Origin of the sequence: Bradyrhizobium embrapense (assembly GCF_001189235.2) — a bacterium.
Taxonomy (GTDB): domain Bacteria; phylum Pseudomonadota; class Alphaproteobacteria; order Rhizobiales; family Xanthobacteraceae; genus Bradyrhizobium; species Bradyrhizobium embrapense.
The window spans coordinates 810,825-827,561 of record NZ_LFIP02000002.1 but is presented as its reverse complement, the minus strand read 5'-3'; the positions used below and the strand labels follow the sequence as shown (position 1 = coordinate 827,561).

13 protein-coding genes are annotated in these 16,737 nt (G+C 64.3%); 4 read left to right on the top strand and 9 right to left on the bottom strand.

The features are described 5' to 3' along the window. Positions 1-5: 5 nt before the first annotated feature. Together AKN83_RS11305 and AKN83_RS11300 are read right to left on the bottom strand one after the other, a co-directional pair. The gene (locus AKN83_RS11305; protein ID WP_050403702.1) at positions 6-422 is read right to left on the bottom strand and encodes an META domain-containing protein; all 417 of its coding nucleotides are present in this window, start codon (positions 420-422) and stop codon (positions 6-8) included. Positions 423-620: 198 nt separating this feature from the next. Continuing rightward, a complete protein-coding gene (locus AKN83_RS11300) occupies positions 621-2,291 on the bottom strand; it encodes an L-lactate permease (RefSeq protein WP_050403703.1) in 1,671 nt (556 codons plus the stop codon). 310 nt (positions 2,292-2,601) lie between these two features. Here AKN83_RS11300 and AKN83_RS11295 point away from each other — a divergent pair, with 310 nt between their 5' ends. After that, entirely contained in the window at positions 2,602-4,347 is a 1,746-nt protein-coding gene (locus AKN83_RS11295) for an ABC transporter ATP-binding protein/permease (protein WP_050403704.1), read from the top strand. Between the two features lie 175 nt (positions 4,348-4,522). On the opposite strand, the gene AKN83_RS11290 is transcribed toward AKN83_RS11295, so the two are convergent. Further along, positions 4,523-5,512 carry a TorF family putative porin gene (locus AKN83_RS11290; protein WP_050403752.1) on the bottom strand — a complete coding sequence of 330 codons (990 nt, stop codon included), beginning with the start codon at positions 5,510-5,512 and terminating at the stop codon, positions 4,523-4,525. A gap of 437 nt (positions 5,513-5,949) precedes the next feature. Between AKN83_RS11290 and AKN83_RS40520 the strand changes: the two genes are divergently transcribed. Next, positions 5,950-6,297 (top strand): hypothetical protein, encoded by a 348-nt coding sequence (locus AKN83_RS40520; RefSeq protein WP_050403705.1) that lies wholly within the window; start codon positions 5,950-5,952, stop codon positions 6,295-6,297. A gap of 185 nt (positions 6,298-6,482) precedes the next feature. Here the strand turns inward: AKN83_RS40520 and glcF are convergent, their stop codons facing one another. Further along, positions 6,483-7,799: a glycolate oxidase subunit GlcF gene (gene glcF, locus AKN83_RS11280; RefSeq protein WP_050403706.1), complete on the bottom strand. Its 1,317-nt coding sequence runs from the start codon at positions 7,797-7,799 to the stop codon at positions 6,483-6,485. Then, positions 7,796-9,034 (bottom strand): FAD-binding protein, encoded by a 1,239-nt coding sequence (locus AKN83_RS11275; protein WP_050403707.1) that lies wholly within the window; start codon positions 9,032-9,034, stop codon positions 7,796-7,798. The genes glcF and AKN83_RS11275 overlap by 4 nt, the downstream gene beginning before the upstream one ends. 316 nt (positions 9,035-9,350) lie before the next feature. Between AKN83_RS11275 and AKN83_RS11270 the strand changes: the two genes are divergently transcribed. Next, positions 9,351-9,836, top strand: coding sequence for a putative quinol monooxygenase (locus tag AKN83_RS11270; protein ID WP_244521956.1), 486 nt, complete (start codon positions 9,351-9,353; stop codon positions 9,834-9,836). Between the two features lie 53 nt (positions 9,837-9,889). Here AKN83_RS11270 and AKN83_RS11265 read toward each other — a convergent pair whose 3' ends face one another. Together AKN83_RS11265 and AKN83_RS11260 are read right to left on the bottom strand one after the other, a co-directional pair. Next, positions 9,890-11,032, bottom strand: a complete 1,143-nt coding sequence (locus AKN83_RS11265; RefSeq protein WP_244521955.1) for an acyltransferase family protein — start codon at positions 11,030-11,032, stop codon at positions 9,890-9,892. A gap of 289 nt (positions 11,033-11,321) precedes the next feature. Beyond that, the gene (locus AKN83_RS11260) at positions 11,322-12,815 is read right to left on the bottom strand and encodes an FAD-linked oxidase C-terminal domain-containing protein (RefSeq protein WP_050403709.1); all 1,494 of its coding nucleotides are present in this window, start codon (positions 12,813-12,815) and stop codon (positions 11,322-11,324) included. A 248-nt stretch (positions 12,816-13,063) separates the two neighbouring features. Here AKN83_RS11260 and cycA point away from each other — a divergent pair, with 248 nt between their 5' ends. Next, a complete protein-coding gene (gene cycA, locus AKN83_RS11255; RefSeq protein WP_050403710.1) occupies positions 13,064-13,456 on the top strand; it encodes a cytochrome c-550 CycA in 393 nt (130 codons plus the stop codon). Between the two features lie 116 nt (positions 13,457-13,572). Here the strand turns inward: cycA and poxB are convergent, their stop codons facing one another. Together poxB and AKN83_RS11245 are read right to left on the bottom strand one after the other, a co-directional pair. After that, entirely contained in the window at positions 13,573-15,309 is a 1,737-nt protein-coding gene (gene poxB, locus AKN83_RS11250) for a ubiquinone-dependent pyruvate dehydrogenase (RefSeq protein ID WP_050403711.1), read from the bottom strand. 83 nt (positions 15,310-15,392) lie between these two features. Beyond that, positions 15,393-16,376 carry an alpha/beta fold hydrolase gene (locus AKN83_RS11245; protein ID WP_050403712.1) on the bottom strand — a complete coding sequence of 328 codons (984 nt, stop codon included), beginning with the start codon at positions 16,374-16,376 and terminating at the stop codon, positions 15,393-15,395. Positions 16,377-16,737 lie beyond the last annotated feature (361 nt).

Below are 16,737 nucleotides of genomic sequence, written 5' to 3'. Positions count from 1 at the left end.
ATGTATCAGTTGCTGTTGATCACGAACCGCAGCTGCTTGCTGCCGATGAACGTGACCTGATCGCCCTGCCGTTTCCAGCTCGTCATGTCGCCGAGCGCAGCCAGCAGATCCTTGTCGGCCTGCGCCCGATCCGGCGCGCAGCTGCGGTTCTCCATCGCGCCGGGAACGAACACGATGGTGTTGCCGGCGACCGAGAACTGGCCCTTGCCGCCATCGCACCACAGTTCGAGGATCACCTCGCCATTCTCGCCGACCTCGATCGAGGGAATCCGCTTGGAGCCTGGCATGCGCGCGGCATCGAGCGTCATCACGAAGCCGAACGGGAATTCTTCCTGGGCCTGCACTGGAACCGCGGCAAGGGCCGTTGCACTCAGCGCCAACGCGGCCATGCCGCCGTTCAGAATCCGCTTCATCGAGATCATGCCATTCCCAGGATCGCTTTTGAGCATGTCTAGTCGGAAAACCGGCTTCCGCTTTTCCGGATCATGCTCTGACGCCGCCCTTGTATGGGACGCGGCTGCGATTGGCCAGAACGGCGGCGCGTGAAAAAGCGCTTGAAACGCAAAATCCCCGCGGGCTCGCACCCGCGGGGATCTTCGTTTGGGCGACGCCTCGCCTCGTTATTTCAAGACCAGCTCCGTGAACGGGTAGACATAGGCCTGCAGGGTCACGAACAGACCGACCAGGCACGCCAGCACGATCGAGTGCAGGAACACGTAGCGCAGGATCGAACCCTCGTGGCCGTACCAGTTGGTCGCGGTCGAGGCGACCACGATCGATTGCGCGTCGATCATCTTGCCCATCACGCCGCCCGAGGAGTTCGCCGCCGCCATCAGGATCGGCGACAGGCCGAGCTGCTCGGAGGTGATCTTCTGCAGATTGCCGAACAGCACGTTCGAGGCGGTGTCCGATCCGGTCAGCGCCACGCCGAGCCAGCCGAGCAAGGTTCCGAAGAAGGGATAGAGCACGCCGGTCGCCGCGAAGGCGAGACCGAGCGTGGCGTCGACGCCGGACAGCCGGGTCAGCGTGCCGATCGCCAGCATCGCCGAGATCGTAATCAGCGAGATCGCGCAGAGGCGGATGGTGCGGCCATATTCGGCGATCAGCTTGGCAGGCGAGAAGCCCATCAAGAGACCCGAGATGATCGCGGCGATCAGCATGCCGGTTCCGGTGAACGACAGATAGGTGAAGCTGAACACGGCGCCTTCCGGCGTCGGCTTGGCGGCCACCGGCGGCACCTTGAAGATCAGCTTGTCGAGGTCGGGCACCGCATAGTTCCAGACGAAGTTGGCATTCGCCCAGGTCTTGAAGGCGCCATTGCCCCAGATCAGCATCAGGATGCAGACGATGATCCACGGCAGCAGCGCGCTCCACAATTCGCCCTGGGTCAGCGGCGTCTTGTCGAGCGGCGGTGCGGCCGCCATCGTCGCCGCCGATTCATCGCGGCCGCGCAGCGCAGGCGACAGCCAGAGCTGCCGCGGCTGCCAGATCTTGAGGAACAGGATCAGCGCGCCCATCGAGATCAGCGAGGCGCCGATATCGACGATCCAGGGATTGATGTAGTTCGAGATCACGAATTGCGGCACCGCGAACGACACGCCGGTGACCAGGATCGCCGGCCAGATTTCCTTCATGCCGCGCCAGCCGGCAAAGGCCCACACCACCCAGAACGGCACGATCAGCGAGAACAGCGGCAGCTGCCGGCCGACCATGGCGCCGAGGATATAGGGATCGAGCCCGGTGACCGAGGCGAGGCCCTGGATCGGCGTGCCGAGCGCACCATAGGCGACCGGCGCGGTGTTGGCGATCAGCGACAGGCCGGAGGCTGCGAGCGGCGAGAAGCCGAGCCCGATCAGCACCGCGCCGGTGATCGCGACCGGGGTGCCGAAGCCCGAGGCGCCCTCGAAGAAGGCGCCGAACGAGAACGCGATCAGGAGAAGCTGCAACCGGCGATCCTCCGTGACGCCGCCGACCGCGCGCTTCAGCAACTCGAACTTCCCGCATCTCACCGTGACCTGGTAGAGGAAGATGACGTTGAGCACGATCCAGCCGATCGGAAAGAACCCGGTGACGATGCCGAGGATCGATGCGCGGATCGACATGCCGGCCGGCATCGTGAACACGAAGATCGTGATCAGGTTGGTCACGATCACGGCGATGATGGCCGCGATATGCGCCTTCACCTTGCCGCTGGCGATCAAGACCAGCAGCGTGACCACGGGAATGGCGGCGGCCAGCGTCGACAGCCCCGCATTGCCGAGCGGATTGTAGATTTGATTCCAGGTGCTCATCTCGGGATCCTTCCCACATTTTTATGCAGCGCCCTCGCCTTGCGTGCAGGCAGGTGCGCTGGTGCGATTGCGGGAGTCCGTCGGAAAGATTGCAGCCCCGGCTCGCGAATGAACGATCGGTAAGGATCGCTCACATCCTCGCGAAAAATCGAAGGTCCCCCGCCCCTCGCCGTTGTCGTCATGCTAGGGTTGACTCGCTTGCCGGGACAAGCCAACGCTTGCATGCCAGACCTACGACTTTAGTCGAGGTGCACTGCGATTGTCCCGATTCTTCAGGCCGTTGCGGCCGCTTCCCCGGAGACGATAATCTGTGAAAAACATTCGCTCGACGCTCGCAACGGTGTGGCGCATCGCCTCGCCCTATTTCAACTCCGACGACAAATGGGCAGGCCGCGGACTTCTGGCCGCGGTGGTGATCATCGAGCTCGCCAGCGTCTTCCTGACCGTGCTGTTCAACCGCTGGAACAATGTTTTCTACAACGCGCTGCAGGAGCGTGATCAGGCGGTCTTCACCTACCAGATCGGTTATTTCTGCGTGCTCGCGGCATTCTGGATCGGCCTGAAGGTCTACCAGCTCTATCTCAATCAATGGCTGCAGATCCGCTGGCGGCGGTGGATGACCACGCGCTATCTCGGCGGCTGGCTGCACAATGCCAACCACTATCGCATGCAGTTGCTCGGCGATGCCGCCGATAACCCCGACCAGCGTATCGCCGACGACACCCAGCGCTTCGTCGAGCAGACCCTGACGCTCGGGATCGGATTGTTGAGCTCCGTCGTGACGCTTGCGTCCTTCGTGGTCATCCTGTGGGGTTTGTCCAATCAGGCGCCGCTGCATCTGTTCGGCAACGACATCGCCTTTCCCGGCTATCTGGTATGGGGGGCGCTGATCTACGCGATCCTCGGAACGGTTTTGACCCATGTGATCGGCAGGCCGCTGGTCGACCTCAATTTCCGGCAACAACGGTTCGAGGCCGATTTCCGTTTCAACCTGGTGCGCACCCGCGAGAACGCCGAGCAGATCGCACTGCTCCGCGGCGAACCGGCCGAGCGTACGCGATTGCTCGATCGCTTCGGTTTCGTGGTTGGAAACTGGCTCGACATCATGCAGCGAACCAAGAAGCTGACCGCGTTCACCGCGACCTATTCGCAAGCCGCCGTGATCTTCCCCTATGTGTTGATCGCACCGGCCTATTTCGCCAACAAGATCCAGCTCGGCGGCATGATGCAGACCGCGTCCGCCTTCAGCAGCGTGCAGGAATCACTGTCGTTCTTCATCACGGCCTACCGGACGCTGGCCGAATGGCAATCGGTGGTCGCGCGTCTCGATGGCTTCGAGAACTCGATCCGCGGCGGCGATGCGCTCGCGCAACGGCAGGACATTATCCACGTCAGACCTGCAGGTGGTGGCGACACCATCGATCTCGACGATCTCCTGGTCACCCTGCCGGATGGCAAGCCGCTGCTCGCGGCTGACGGCTTCAGCCTCCGCGACAATGAACGCACCCTGGTCACCGGCCCCTCCGGCGCCGGCAAGTCCACGCTGTTCCGCGCGGTGGCTGGCATCTGGCCGTTCGGTCGCGGCGCGGTCGAGATCCCGGCCAATGCCAGCCTGATGATGTTGCCGCAACGTCCCTATCTGCCGATCGGCTCGCTGCACGATGCGGTTGTCTATCCGGGCCAGGCTGCGAGCTACGATGCGGGACGGGTCCGTGAGACCCTCGCCGCTGTCGGACTGCCGCAGCTCGCGGCGCGACTCGAGGAACAGGCACACTGGAACCGGATGCTGTCGCTCGGCGAGCAGCAGCGGCTCGGCATCGCCCGCGCGCTGCTGCATGCGCCGCAGTTCCTGTTCCTGGACGAGGCGACGGCCTCGCTCGACGAGCCGTCGGAGGCCGCGCTGTACCGACTGATCGCCGAGAAACTGCCCGACACCACGGTGGTTTCGATCGGCCACCGCGCGACGCTCGACGCCTTCCACCAGCGCAACGTCTCGCTGGTCCGCGACGGCGACCGCTTCACCTTGCGCGACAAGGTCGAGGCCGCGGCGTCGTAGGCGAGCGAACTCAGCCGCGAATTCGAATAGCGAGCCCGGAAGGCACTCGGCTCCCTCTCCCGCTTGCGGGGGAGGTGGAGCTCGTCTGCCGCTTCACTCTCGTCATCACACGAATCCGCAAAACAAAAGGGGCGGCAGATTGCTCTGCCGCCCCCGCGATCCTCGGATGAGGAAATTACTTCAGGTTGGACATCGCCGTCAGGTCGACCGAGAGCTTGGCAATGCCGGCCGCGCCGCACCAGTTGGAGCCCGTGCCGCCCGGATTGATCGGGGTGACGTTGGTGGTTCCGCCTGCGGTGTAGTCGCTGGTGAAGGCGCTGCAATTGCCCTTCGACATGTCGGTGTCGGAGTAGCGCAGATCGAGCGTGAACACCTTGTAGGTGAAGCCGATGCCGATGTTCCAGGTGTTGTAGTCGGCGTACTTGATGCCGTTCGGGAACGCCGGGACGCCGTAGAAGCTGTCGGAGGTGCCGAGCCACTGCCGGCCGAACTCACCCGACACATACATGCCGACGCCGCTGGTGCCGAACACGGTGCTGGGCGCGGTGTACTTGCCGATGATCGACGAGTAGTTGCCCCAGGCTCCGGTGTTCAGGAAGTTCGGCGAGTAGTATTCGTTGATGGTGAACGCCCAGTTGTCGTTGATGGTCCAGGTCGCCTTGCCATAGACTTCGAAGAACGAGACGTCCTTCTTCATAACGTTGCCGTTCGGCAGGAAGTTGAGGGCGCACTCGGCACCGAGCGCCTTGCCGGCGGTGTCGAACGGCGCGCCGTAGTAGCAGGTTCCACCCGGATACAGGTAACCCCAGACGCCGATGTCGAAGGCGAAGGCGCCGAAGGTCGGGCGGATACCGCCGTAGACGTCGACTTCAGCCGCGGCGCGGTTGGCGAACGAGATGCTCTCGGTCGAGGTGCCGATGTAGAGCTGCAGGTCCTTGTTGACGTTGTAGCGCGGCTCGAAATAGGCGGTGACCGACGGATTGTGGTTGGACTGGGTGACGCCGCGGAAGACGTAGTCGCTCAGGATGCCGGCACCGAAGGCGATGTCCCAGGGATCGAAGGGAGCCGGCGGCGGCGCCTTGACGGCCTTCACCGCCATGTCAGCTGCCATTGCCGAGCTCGAAATCATTGCTAGCGCCGTTGCTAACAAAGCCAGTTTCTTCATGACGATCCCCATCTACTTTTCCAGACAGCCCAGCTCCGGTGGCCCCCAGGGCGCGCGATAACGGACTGCGACTAAATCGCGTGGGCTCAATCTGAGGCCCGTGCACGGTACCGTGAAGGCGAAAAGACATGCATCTGCCGACTTTTTAGGCGTTCCAGCCGCCTAGCCACACGTTGGTTGACGGGTGTTGCATTTGCACCACAAGATTCATGGTTCCCGCGCCGGTTGAGCGGCGAGCAAGATCGGATTCGAGCAACAGTTCGGCATGCTGCAGTCGGCGGCGACCCGAATCGTGCCCCCGCAATACTACGGACCACCCGCACGGAAAAAGCCGCAGCGGCGTCCGCTGCGGCTTCGATCAGGTCAACCGTTGCTGGTTCGGTCAGTGGTGCTCGCCCTCGGAGGTCCCCCAACTCGGCGCCGGCTCGTGGCTCGGTGTGGCCCAGCTCGCGGCCGGCTGCGGCGCAGGCTCGGGTGCCGGCGGTGCTGCGGCCGGGGCGGCCGGCTTCGGCGCGGCGGCCTTCTTCGGAGCGCTCTTCTTGGCGGCTTTCTTCGCAGCCGGCTTCGCGGCCTTCTTCGGAGCAGCCTTCTTCGCAGCTTTCTTGGCGGTCTTCTTGGCTGACTTCTTCGCCGATTTCTTTGCAGACTTCTTCGCGGCCTTCTTGGCCGACTTCTTCGCGGACTTCTTCTTCGCTGCTACCGCCTTCTTGGCCTTTTTGGCCTTCTTGCTTTTCTTCGCCTTCTTCGACTTCGCCATCGTGGTCCTCCTGTTGCCGCTGATCTGAGTCCACCGCGTATTGAAGTGATCGCTTGCCGGTCGTTGGCCGCACCTCGGGAAGAGGCACCCTCCACTTCGCTTGTCGAGCATGATGGCCGCGTGATCGCTTCGCGTCTGTGGCAGGGAAGCGCCGGTCCTTCAGTTTGCGTCAGGGCAAGGCTGGGGTCCGGATCATGTTCGAATGGCAGTCGATCAATTCAATCCTGGCCGGGGACCTCCTGTCGCCCAATCGAGAAGCTCAATCGTGTGCACCACAGGAACTGACGTACCGCCGGCAATCTGAACCATGCAGCCAATATTGCCCGCAGCGATCATGTCCGGTTTGACAAGCGCGATATTGGCGACCTTGCGATCGCGCAATCTGCTCGCAATGTCGGGCTGGAGAATGTTGTAGGTCCCCGCCGAACCGCAACACAAATGGCTCTCAGGCACATCTTTCACCACGAATCCATTCTTGGAAAGCAATTCTTTCGGAAGTTGAGTGATTTTCTGTCCATGCTGCAACGAACAAGCCGAGTGATAGGCGACGGTGACGTCGCCTTTCTGCGTTGAAGGTGCGAGCTCGAGAGTTGAGAGATACTCGGTGATATCCTTTGCCAGCGCGGAGATTCGCTTGGCAGGATCGGCGAATGTTTTGTCCTCGCGCAGCAGGTAGCCGTAGTCCTTGACAACTGTCCCACAGCCCGAGGTCGTCACCAGAATGGCGTCGAGCCCTTCTCTGTCCGCTTCCCTTTGCCACACCGCGATGTTGGCCCGGGCGCGCGCCAGCGCGTCGGCGTCCTGTCCCATGTGATGGGTCAACGCGCCGCAGCATTGCTCGTCCTTGACCAGCACCACCTCGACGCCGTGCCGGGTCAGCACGTTGATCGCGGCCTGATTGATGCGCGGCGCCAGCACCTGCTGGGCGCAGCCCTGCAGCAGCGCGACCCGCCCACGCCGCCGGCCGATCGCCGCAAACACGGTTCCCGCAGCCGGACCGGGCTGCGGCAGGCCGCGCGGCGCGAGCGCCAGCATGGCCTTGATCCGCCGCAGCAGGCCCGGGCTCGCCGCACCGACCGACGGCGTCGGCAGCAGGGCCGCGAACGGACGGGCGAGCCCGGCCAGGATCATGCTGATCCGGAACAGGCCCGGCCGCGGCAGCACGTAGGCGAGCACCGACCGCAGCAGCCGCTCGGTCAGCGGCCGCTGGTAATCCCGCTCGATCCTGACCCGGGCCTGGTCGACGAGGTGCATGTAGTTCACGCCCGACGGACAGGTGGTCATGCAGGCGAGGCACGACAGGCAGCGGTCGATATGCTTGACCACGTCCGCCGTCGGCGGCTTGTCCTTCTCCAGCATCTCCTTGATCAGGTAGATGCGGCCGCGCGGACTATCGAGCTCGTCGCCGAGCAGCACATAGGTCGGACAGGTCGCGGTGCAGAAGCCGCAATGCACGCAGGCGCGCAGGATCTTGTCGGCTTCCTTGATGTCGGGATCGGCGAGTTGCGCCAGGGAAAACTCGGTCTTCATGCAATCCCGCCTCGAATCATCCGGCCGCGGTTGAGGACCGACCTCGGATCGAAACTCGCCCTGATACGTTCGCCGAGCGCGGCGAGCCCGGGCGGCTGCGGCTGGAACACATCGACCGAGCGGCGCACTTCGTCGGTAGCGCGGATCAGGGTGGCGTGCCCGCCGACCGCCTCGACCTGGCGGCGGACCAGCGCGGCCTGCGCGTCGGCACACTGCGGCAGCGCGGCCCAGATCAGCCCGCCGCCCCAATCGTAGATCACATCGCCGCCGGTTGAGCGCGACAGCGCCTGGCCGAGCGCGCCGCCTGAGGCCGGCGGGCAAACGATGCGCCACACCGGCCAGTCCCCGAGCGCGCCGTTCGCAGCAAACGGCACCACGTCGCGCAGTGCGCTCCAGATCGCAACCGAGGCGTCGTCAGCGAGGCTGTCGACGGGTCCATAGGACGACAATGTCTGGCTCAGCGACGCCGCCCGGTGCGCCGCCGACGCCGAAATCCCTTCGAGCCGCACCAGCGTGACCGGCTGGCCGGCGGCAGCAACGCCGGCCAGCGCGCCGGTTGCGGACCGTAGCGCCGAACCGGGCAGATGCGCCGCGCCCGACACGTCGAAGGGCGACCCCAGCGCCGCCGTCATCGCCTTGTTGGCGGCGACGTCGTCGAGACCGCGCAGCACCAGGGTGCGCTCGGCTTCCGGCTTCGGCATCACCTTGAGCGTCACTTCGGTCATGACCGCGAGCGTGCCCCAGGAACCGGTGAGCAGCTTGCAGAGATCGTAGCCGGTGACGTTCTTCACCACCCGTCCGCCGGTCTTGAAGCTGTCGCCGAACCCGGACACGGCGTGCGCCCCGAGCAGATGATCCCGGGCGCCGCCGGCCTTGATGCGGCGCGGACCGGCAAGGCCTGCGCCGATCATGCCGCCGATCGTGCCGGCTCCCGCGGTGCCGAGCAGCACGGACGTGTCGATCGGCTCGAAGGCGAATTGCTGGTTCTTGGCGTCGATCAGGGATTGCACGTCGGCAAGCGGCGCGCCGGCCTGCACGGTGATGATCAGCTCGTTCGGCTCATAGGAGCTGACGGCGTTCAGCACCGAGACGTCGAGCACCGCGTTGGTCGCCATCGGATGGCCGATGGCGCGTTTCGATCCATGACCGATGACCTCAAGCGGCTGCTCGCTGGCGACAGCGGCGCGCACCACCTCTTCAACGTCCTGGATGTCTCTGACTTTCAGCGTTTCCACCCGCTAGGCGGTAACGAAGTTTAGCGCCGAAATCAAATGCGACAAACTCCACCGCCGCAACGCCGACGGAATGGCCCCGGGGAGCGGGGCTTGGCGTCCGGCAGTGGTGGGAACGGCGGTCGGGCCACCCAGCTCGAGGATTTGCCCACATCGCGCGTCCTGCGAAGGCGGAGACGCAACACTTCGACCAATGTCGAACCATTTTCACGACATCGACATTTCGACCGTCGCCTAACCGAGTTCATCGAACGATCCACTATCTCTCGCGGTGCGGTTCGGCCGGCACGCCGGTTGGCGCAAATCATCCGGAGGCGACATGAAGCGTTCGCAACTCACGACCACGACGATGATGCTCACCCGACGATCGGCCATCGGCTCGTTCGCCGCGATCATGACGATCGCCGGCATCTCGCCCCTCGCCGGATCGCAAGCTCGATCGGAGCAAAGCAACGGAGGAATGCAAATGAAGCACTATGCGATGAGCACGAGAACCATCAGCGATGCGATCAACACATCAGGCCTTCTGGTCGTGGCGCAATGGGAAGCCAAGGAAGGCCAGGCCGACAAGGTCGCGGAAATTCTCGGCAGCTTCCTGCCCGAGGCGCAGAAGGATCCCGGCACCAAGCTGTTCCTGATCGGCCGCGGCAAGGACAATCCGGCGCAATTCCTGTTCTACGAATTGTTCCAGGACGAAGCGGCGTTCAAGGCGCATTCAGAGAGCGCCTACTTCAAGACCTACATCGCCGAGCAGGCGCTGCCGCTGCTCGCCAAGCGCGAACGGACGCAATACGCATTGCTGTGAGTGATGGCGCCGCGGGAGGGCTTGCGATGCAGGCCCTCCACTCCGGCGCGATATCAGACCGACGCGCGGCCGCCGAGCGCCGGTCCCAACTCGATCCGCTCGGGAGATTTGCGCCAGAAGGCTGCGATCGAAATCCGGGAGAGCACCGCCGCCTCGATCCGTTCGACCTGCGCCCTGAGCCGAAGCGCGTGTTTCTCGACGAGATGCCAGGACGCCACCGCGATGCCGAAGGCGAGCGGCAGGCTGATCAGGAGGTTCAGGTACCAGGGCTGCGCCGGCGGACCGAAAGCCGCCACGCATTGCTGGATGACGAAGCCGTAGAGATAGAGCCCGTAGGAGTAGTCGCCCGACGCCACGATCCAGCTCCGCCGCGGGTTCATCAGACCGAAATAGCAAGCGACATAGGCGGCCGGCACCGGAGCCAGCGCGTCGCCGCGTCCGGTGGCCATGCCGGCGGCGCACAGCACCAGCGCGAACAGGCAGACGGTCCGGTCGTACGGCACCTTGTCGCGCCAGAGATAGAAGCCGACGCCGGCAAGGAAGGAAAACACCAGCAGATGCGGGCGAAGCTGGATCGGCACCACGTCCCAGCGATAGATGTCGTAACCGATCAGCCCGATCTGGGCGATCACCATGAACGCGAGATACGCCACCCGGTTGAAGGCAATCGTGGTCACCGCGAGCAATGCCAGGATGACGTAGCACCACAGCTCATACGGCACCGTCCAGAGCTGGCAATTCACGAGGCGCGGCAGCGGATTATTGAGGAACACGCCCGGCAATTCGTAATGGATGTCGCCGACGATGTTGAGAAAATAGGCGTGGAATTTCGGGTCGGCGACGTACTGCGCCAACGGCAGTTCGGTGAAGACCGAGCCGATGACGACCGCCGACAGCGTCGTCTCGACCGCGAGCGCGGGTCCGATCCGAAGCACGCGCAGGCCGAGGAAGGAAATCAAGCTCTTGCACCTCAAGAGACTCGCCGTCACCAGGAAGCCGCTGAGGGCAAAGAACAGTGCGAGGATCATCGCGACGCCGATGCGAAGCTTGCTCTGGACCTGCAGCGCCTCGCCGAGCCCGAGCGACACGTTCAGGCTGTGCAGCCCGATGATCGTCGCCGCCAGCACGACCCGCATGTAGTCGAAACCCGCGGGCCGATTGCGCGAAAGCGCCAGTTGATCAGCCAGGCTGGGCATCGATGTGTTCCCGAAGACATACATCTCGGGAAAATACCGAGGAACAGTTGAAGGCCGTGTAAACGGGCGGTCGCCGCAATTGCGGCGACGCGCAACGGCATCGTAACGGCTTGCCACGGCCGTCGCGGCAAGCATCGGTTAAGGTTATCGGCCGGCTAGCGCGATCGATCGAAATGTACCGATCGCCCTAACGCGCGATGTGATTAGGTTGAAGCGTCATCGCGCTTTGAGCTCTTTGACTGAGCATGATCTTTTCGGAAAACCGCTTCGCACTTTTCCGGATCATGCTTTAGAACCGCGGGATATCCGGAAACGCCAGCTTGCCGGCGTGGACATGGACGCGGCCGAGCTCGGCGCAGCGGTGCAGGGTGGGAAACACCTTGCCGGGGTTGAGCAGGCCCGCGGCATCGAACGCACATTTCAGGCGCTGCTGCTGGTTGAGGTCGATCTCGGTGAACATTTCCGGCATCAAATCGCGCTTCTCGATACCGACGCCGTGCTCGCCGGTGAGTACGCCGCCGAGCTCGACGCAGCAGCGCAGGATGTCGGCGCCGAACGCCTCGGCCTTCTCGATCTCGCCCGGCTTGTTGGCATCGTAGAGGATCAGGGGGTGCAGATTGCCGTCACCGGCGTGGAACACGTTGGCGACGCCGAGGCCGTATTTCTCCGAGAGCTCGCGAATCCGCGCCAGCGCCTTCGGCAGCGCGCCACGGGGGATGGTGCCGTCCATGCAGAGATAGTCCGGCGAGATGCGCCCGACCGCCGGGAATGCCGCCTTGCGGCCGGCCCAGAACAGATTGCGTTCGGCTTCTGAGGTCGATATCTGGCAGGACGTCGAGCCGCAGCCCTGCGCGATCGCCTCGACCCGCTTGATCAGCTCGTCGACCTCGACCTGGGGCCCGTCGAGCTCGATGATCAGGAGCGCCTCGACATCGAGCGGATAGCCGGCATGGACGAAGGCTTCCGCGGCGTGGATCGCCGGCTTGTCCATCATCTCCATGCCCCCCGGGATGATGCCGGCGCCGATGATGGCGGCCACGCATTCGCCGGCCGCCTCGACCTCGGCGAAACCGACCATCAGCGCGCGCGCCGTCTCCGGCTTCTGCAAAATGCGCACCGTGATCTCGGTGATGACGCCGAGCAGCCCCTCCGAGCCGGTGATGATCCCCATCAGATCGTAGCCGGCATTCTCGGCCGACTTGCCGCCGATGCGCAGGATCTCGCCCGACATCAGCACGATCTCGCAGCCCAGCACGTTGTTGGTGGTCATGCCGTATTTCAGGCAGTGCACGCCGCCGGAATTCTCTGCGACATTGCCGCCGATCGAGCAGGCGATCTGCGACGACGGATCGGGCGCGTAATAGAAGCCGGCATGAGCAACCGCCTGGCTGATCGCAAGGTTGGTGACGCCGGGCTCGGTGACGACGACGCGGTTGTCGAAGTCGATCTCGCGAATCCGCTTGAACTTGCCGAGCCCGAGCAAGACGCCGTCGGCAAGCGGCAGCGCGCCGCCGGACAGCGAGGTGCCGGAGCCGCGCGGTACCACCTTGATGCCCTGCGCCTGGCAATATTTGAGGACCTTTGCGACCTGCTCGGTGGTATCGGGCAGCACCACGACCATCGGCGGCTGCCGATAGGCGGTCAGGCCGTCGGATTCATAGGCCAGCATCTCGGCGGCGCTGTCGATCACGCCCTCGCCGGGGACGATTGCGCGCAAGGCGGCCACGATCTCGGCGCGGCGCGCAAGTACAGCCTTGTCGGCCTCCGGCATCATGATGGACATCGATGTTCCCTCGGACGGGCTTTTGCCCTTTGCCGATTTGTTACGACAAATCAAACACGTCTGCACCTGTTTCAGTCGCCTTGTTTCGGGCGCCCGGCCGAAGGTCCCATTGCCCCGCCCCGCAAGGACGAGTTCTCTCTCGGACAAGCGGGCGGTCATGAAACCTGTCAAAGTTTCGTGGCTTGTCCTGTCCAAGCCGGACATGCCACAAACGATCACTACCCCCGGGACGAAACGAAGAGAACCCCATGAACCTAAAGACCTTGAGCGCGCTGGCGGTCGTCACATCGCTGGCCACCGCATCCTCCGCGCTGGCGCAGGATGCCGCTGCCGGCAAGACCTCGTTCAACAAATGCCTCGCCTGTCACGCGATCGGCGAAGGCGCCAAGAACAAGGTCGGCCCCGAGCTCAACGGCCTCGACGGCCGCCACTCCGGCACCGCGCCGGACTACAATTATTCCGATGCCAACAAGAATTCCGGCATCACCTGGAACAAGGAAACCTTCCTCGAATACATCAAGGACCCGAAGGCCAAGATCCCCGGCACCAAGATGGCCTTCGCCGGCATCAAGAACGAGACCGAGGCCAACAATCTGTGGGCCTACGTGTCGTCGTTCGACAAGGACGGCAAGCAGAAGTAATCGGCGGTATCGGACGTCGTCCGCCCTGCGCCAATGCCAGGGCGGACGCTGGAAGGGGATGCGTTTCCTCGAATCGCCATCCCCTTCTGGCTTTTTGGTTTGCGCCGCCGCCGCGATCAGCGCGGCAACAGATTGGTTTTGGCGAGATCGACCACCTCGTCGCCGCGCCCGCTCATCACGGCGCGCAGCACCCACAGGCTGAAGCCCTTGACCTGCTCCAGCGTAATGGTCGGCGGCATCGACAATTCCTGCGTCGCGGTCACGACGTCGAGCACCGCCGGGCCGTCATGCGAGAACACGTCGCGGATCGCGCCCTCGAGCTCGCCAGGATCCTCCACCCTGACGCCGTGAATGCCCATGGCGCGGGCCATCGCCGCGAAATCCGGATTCTTCAGGTCGACCCCGGTCTCGATGAAGCCGGCGGCCTTCATCTCCAGCGCGACGAAGCCGAGCACGCTGTTGTTGAAGATCACGACCTTCACCGGCAACTTCGCCTGGGTCAGCGTGATCAAATCGCCCATCAGCATGGCAAAGCCGCCGTCGCCGGACATCGACACCACCTGACGCCCCGGCTGTGCCGCCTGCGCGCCGATCGCATGCGCCATCGCGTTGGCCATCGAGCCGTGCACCCAGGAGCCGACCAGCCGGCGGCGGCCATTCATCTTCAGATAGCGCGCAGCCCAGATCGTCGGCGTGCCGACGTCGGCGGTGAACACCGCATCCTCGCTGGCTTGCTCGCTGAGCAGCCGCGCCAGATATTGCGGATGGATCGGCTTCTGGCCCGGCTTGCCGCGGGCGAGATCGTCGAGCCCGGCGCGCGCGTCCTTGTAGTGCCCAAGGCTGGCGTCGAGGAATTTGCGCTCGCTCTTCAGGTTGAGCTTCGGCAATAGCGCGGCGATGGTCTCGCCGACGTCGCCGACGATGCCGAGATCGAGCTTGCAGCGGCGGCCGAGATTTTCCGGGCGCAGATCGACCTGGGCGATGCTGATGCCGGTCGGGAAGAACTGCTTGTAGGGAAAGTCGGTGCCCAGCATCAGCAACACGTCGCAGCCATGCATCGCGGCATAGCCGGAGGAGAAGCCGATGAAACCGGTCATGCCGACGTCGTAGGGATTGTCGTATTCGACATATTCCTTGCCGCCGAGCGCATGCACGATCGGACTCTTCAGCGTCTCGGCGAGCTTGAGCAGGACGTCATGCGCGCCGGCGCAGCCGCGGCCGCAGAACAGCGTGACGCGCTTCGCGCCATTGAGCAGCGCGGCCAGCGCATTCAATTCGGCGTCGGCCGGGCGCACCACCGGCGCGGGCGGCAGCAGGCCGGCGTTCGGCGCGATGTCGCGCTTCGGCGCCGGTCGCATCGCGACATCGCCGGGCAGCACCAGCACCGCCACGCCGCGCTTGCCGACCGCGGCGCGGATCGCGTTCTCCAGCATGTAGGGCAGCTGCGCCGGATCCGACACCAGCTCGCAATAATGGCTGCATTCGCGGAACAGGTCCTGCGGATGGGTCTCCTGGAAATAGCCGCCGCCGATCTCGGCCGACGGAATCTGTGCCGCGATCGCCAGCACCGGCGTGCGGCTGCGATGCGCGTCGAACAGGCCGTTGATGAGATGCAGATTGCCCGGGCCGCAGGAGCCCGCGCACACCGCAAGGTCTCCCGTGATCTGGGATTCGGCCGCCGCAGCGAACGCCGCGACCTCCTCGTGGCGGACATGCAGCCAATCGATCGTGCCGCGCTTGCGCAGGGCCTCGGTCAAGCCATTGAGACTGTCGCCGACGACACCGTAGATGCGCTTCACCCCGGCTTGGGCAAGGGTTTCGGCGATGAGGTCGGCGATGTTGTCGATCCGCATGGGGCTTGTCCTTTGGGTAAGATCTGTCTGGCCGCGCAGCCGCATGATGTTCGGCAGGCTGCAACCGCGCAAGCCTCACCGGATCACAGATTCGCGGGCGCAATCTTGTCCGCTGTTGCTGCCGGTTGGACCATCCGGCCGGCCATCGCCTCGATCTCGGACACCACGAGATCGGGCGCCGCGTATTGCACCATGTGGCCGACACCCGGCAGCACGATGAGCTTGGCGTTCGGCGCCGTGGCGGCAAGCGGCCGCGAATGGATGCGGGTCGTGACCGTTGCGTCGACGTCGCCCGCAATGATCGACAGCGGCGCCGTGATCTCCGCATAGCGCGGCGCCTGCTCGACCATGGCGGCCTTCAGCGTGACGAGGTCGCGCGCATTGGCGATGAACTCGCGCGGCCGCAGCAGGAGCAACGTCTCGCTGTCGCGGACGAAATCGTCCGGCATCGGCTGCGGTGCGAACACGCCGCGCGCGCCTGATGGCGTGACGAGATAGCCAAGCGGCAACGTGATGGTGTGCGCCAGCAAGGGCCCGATCAGCGGCGTCGAGATCACATCGTTGTAGCGGCCGGCACCGCCGCGCCATGGATAGGCGACGGGAGCGAGCAGCACGAGACCGGCGACGCGCTCCGGATGATCCAGCGCAATGCGCAGCGCGAGCGCGCCGGCCCAGGAATGCGCCACCACGGTCGCCCTGATGATACCGAGTCTGGCGAGCGCCTCGGCGATCATCCGGCCCTGAATCGCCGGCGTCGAATCCTCAGCGCGCTCGCGCGTGCTCCAGCCATGGCCCGGGCGGTCGATCAGGATCACCCGGCGCGTTTTCGCAATGCGCTCGCCGAGCGGCTGCATCGCCCGCAGATTGGAGCTTGCGCCGTGCAGCATCACGACCGGCGGCTCCGCGGCATCGCGCGGGCCGAGCTCGACCACATGCAGCCGCGCGCCGGTCACATCGACCATGCGGCCCCGAGGCGGAAAGGCTCCCTGAATGAAGATGACGCCGATTTGCGTCACCAGAGCCAGCCACAGCCCTGTGGCCGCCAGCGCAATGATTGCGGTCAACATCGAGGGTATCCGAAGGGTCTTGGGTAACTGAAGTGTGTTGGGCACCTGAACATTAAGACGAAGCCAACGCTTGGTTTCGCGTCGATTTGCCCCCTGCCCGGGCATGCTCTTGTTCGGAAAGCCAATTGTCGATTTCCGGCCCGCGGCGGAGCGCGGAGTTGTCCACAATGCCCCCAGCCTGTGGATAGCGGGTTTATCCCTGCGTCATTAGTAATTCCATAGATTGCCCGTGGCAATTTCGCCATCAGAGGCGAGGCTTCATCGAAACCGCGACGGGCTCGGGATGTCTCTTGGCTTGTACACTGAATCCACAGGAACCTGCGTCCGCACGACGTGTTCAATGGGAAGTAATCGGAGGAGT

Coding starts and splice junctions, on each gene's coding strand:
- AKN83_RS11305 (WP_050403702.1), bottom strand. CDS start 422: ATGATCTCGATGAAGCGGATTCTGAACGGCGGCATGGCCGCGTTGGCG.
- AKN83_RS11300 (WP_050403703.1), bottom strand. CDS start 2,291: ATGAGCACCTGGAATCAAATCTACAATCCGCTCGGCAATGCGGGGCTG.
- AKN83_RS11290 (WP_050403752.1), bottom strand. CDS start 5,512: ATGAAGAAACTGGCTTTGTTAGCAACGGCGCTAGCAATGATTTCGAGC.
- glcF (WP_050403706.1), bottom strand. CDS start 7,799: ATGAAGACCGAGTTTTCCCTGGCGCAACTCGCCGATCCCGACATCAAG.
- AKN83_RS11270 (WP_244521956.1), top strand. CDS start 9,351: ATGAAGCGTTCGCAACTCACGACCACGACGATGATGCTCACCCGACGA.
- AKN83_RS11265 (WP_244521955.1), bottom strand. CDS start 11,032: ATGCCCAGCCTGGCTGATCAACTGGCGCTTTCGCGCAATCGGCCCGCG.
- AKN83_RS11260 (WP_050403709.1), bottom strand. CDS start 12,815: ATGTCCATCATGATGCCGGAGGCCGACAAGGCTGTACTTGCGCGCCGC.
- cycA (WP_050403710.1), top strand. CDS start 13,064: ATGAACCTAAAGACCTTGAGCGCGCTGGCGGTCGTCACATCGCTGGCC.
- poxB (WP_050403711.1), bottom strand. CDS start 15,309: ATGCGGATCGACAACATCGCCGACCTCATCGCCGAAACCCTTGCCCAA.
- AKN83_RS11245 (WP_050403712.1), bottom strand. CDS start 16,376: ATGTTGACCGCAATCATTGCGCTGGCGGCCACAGGGCTGTGGCTGGCT.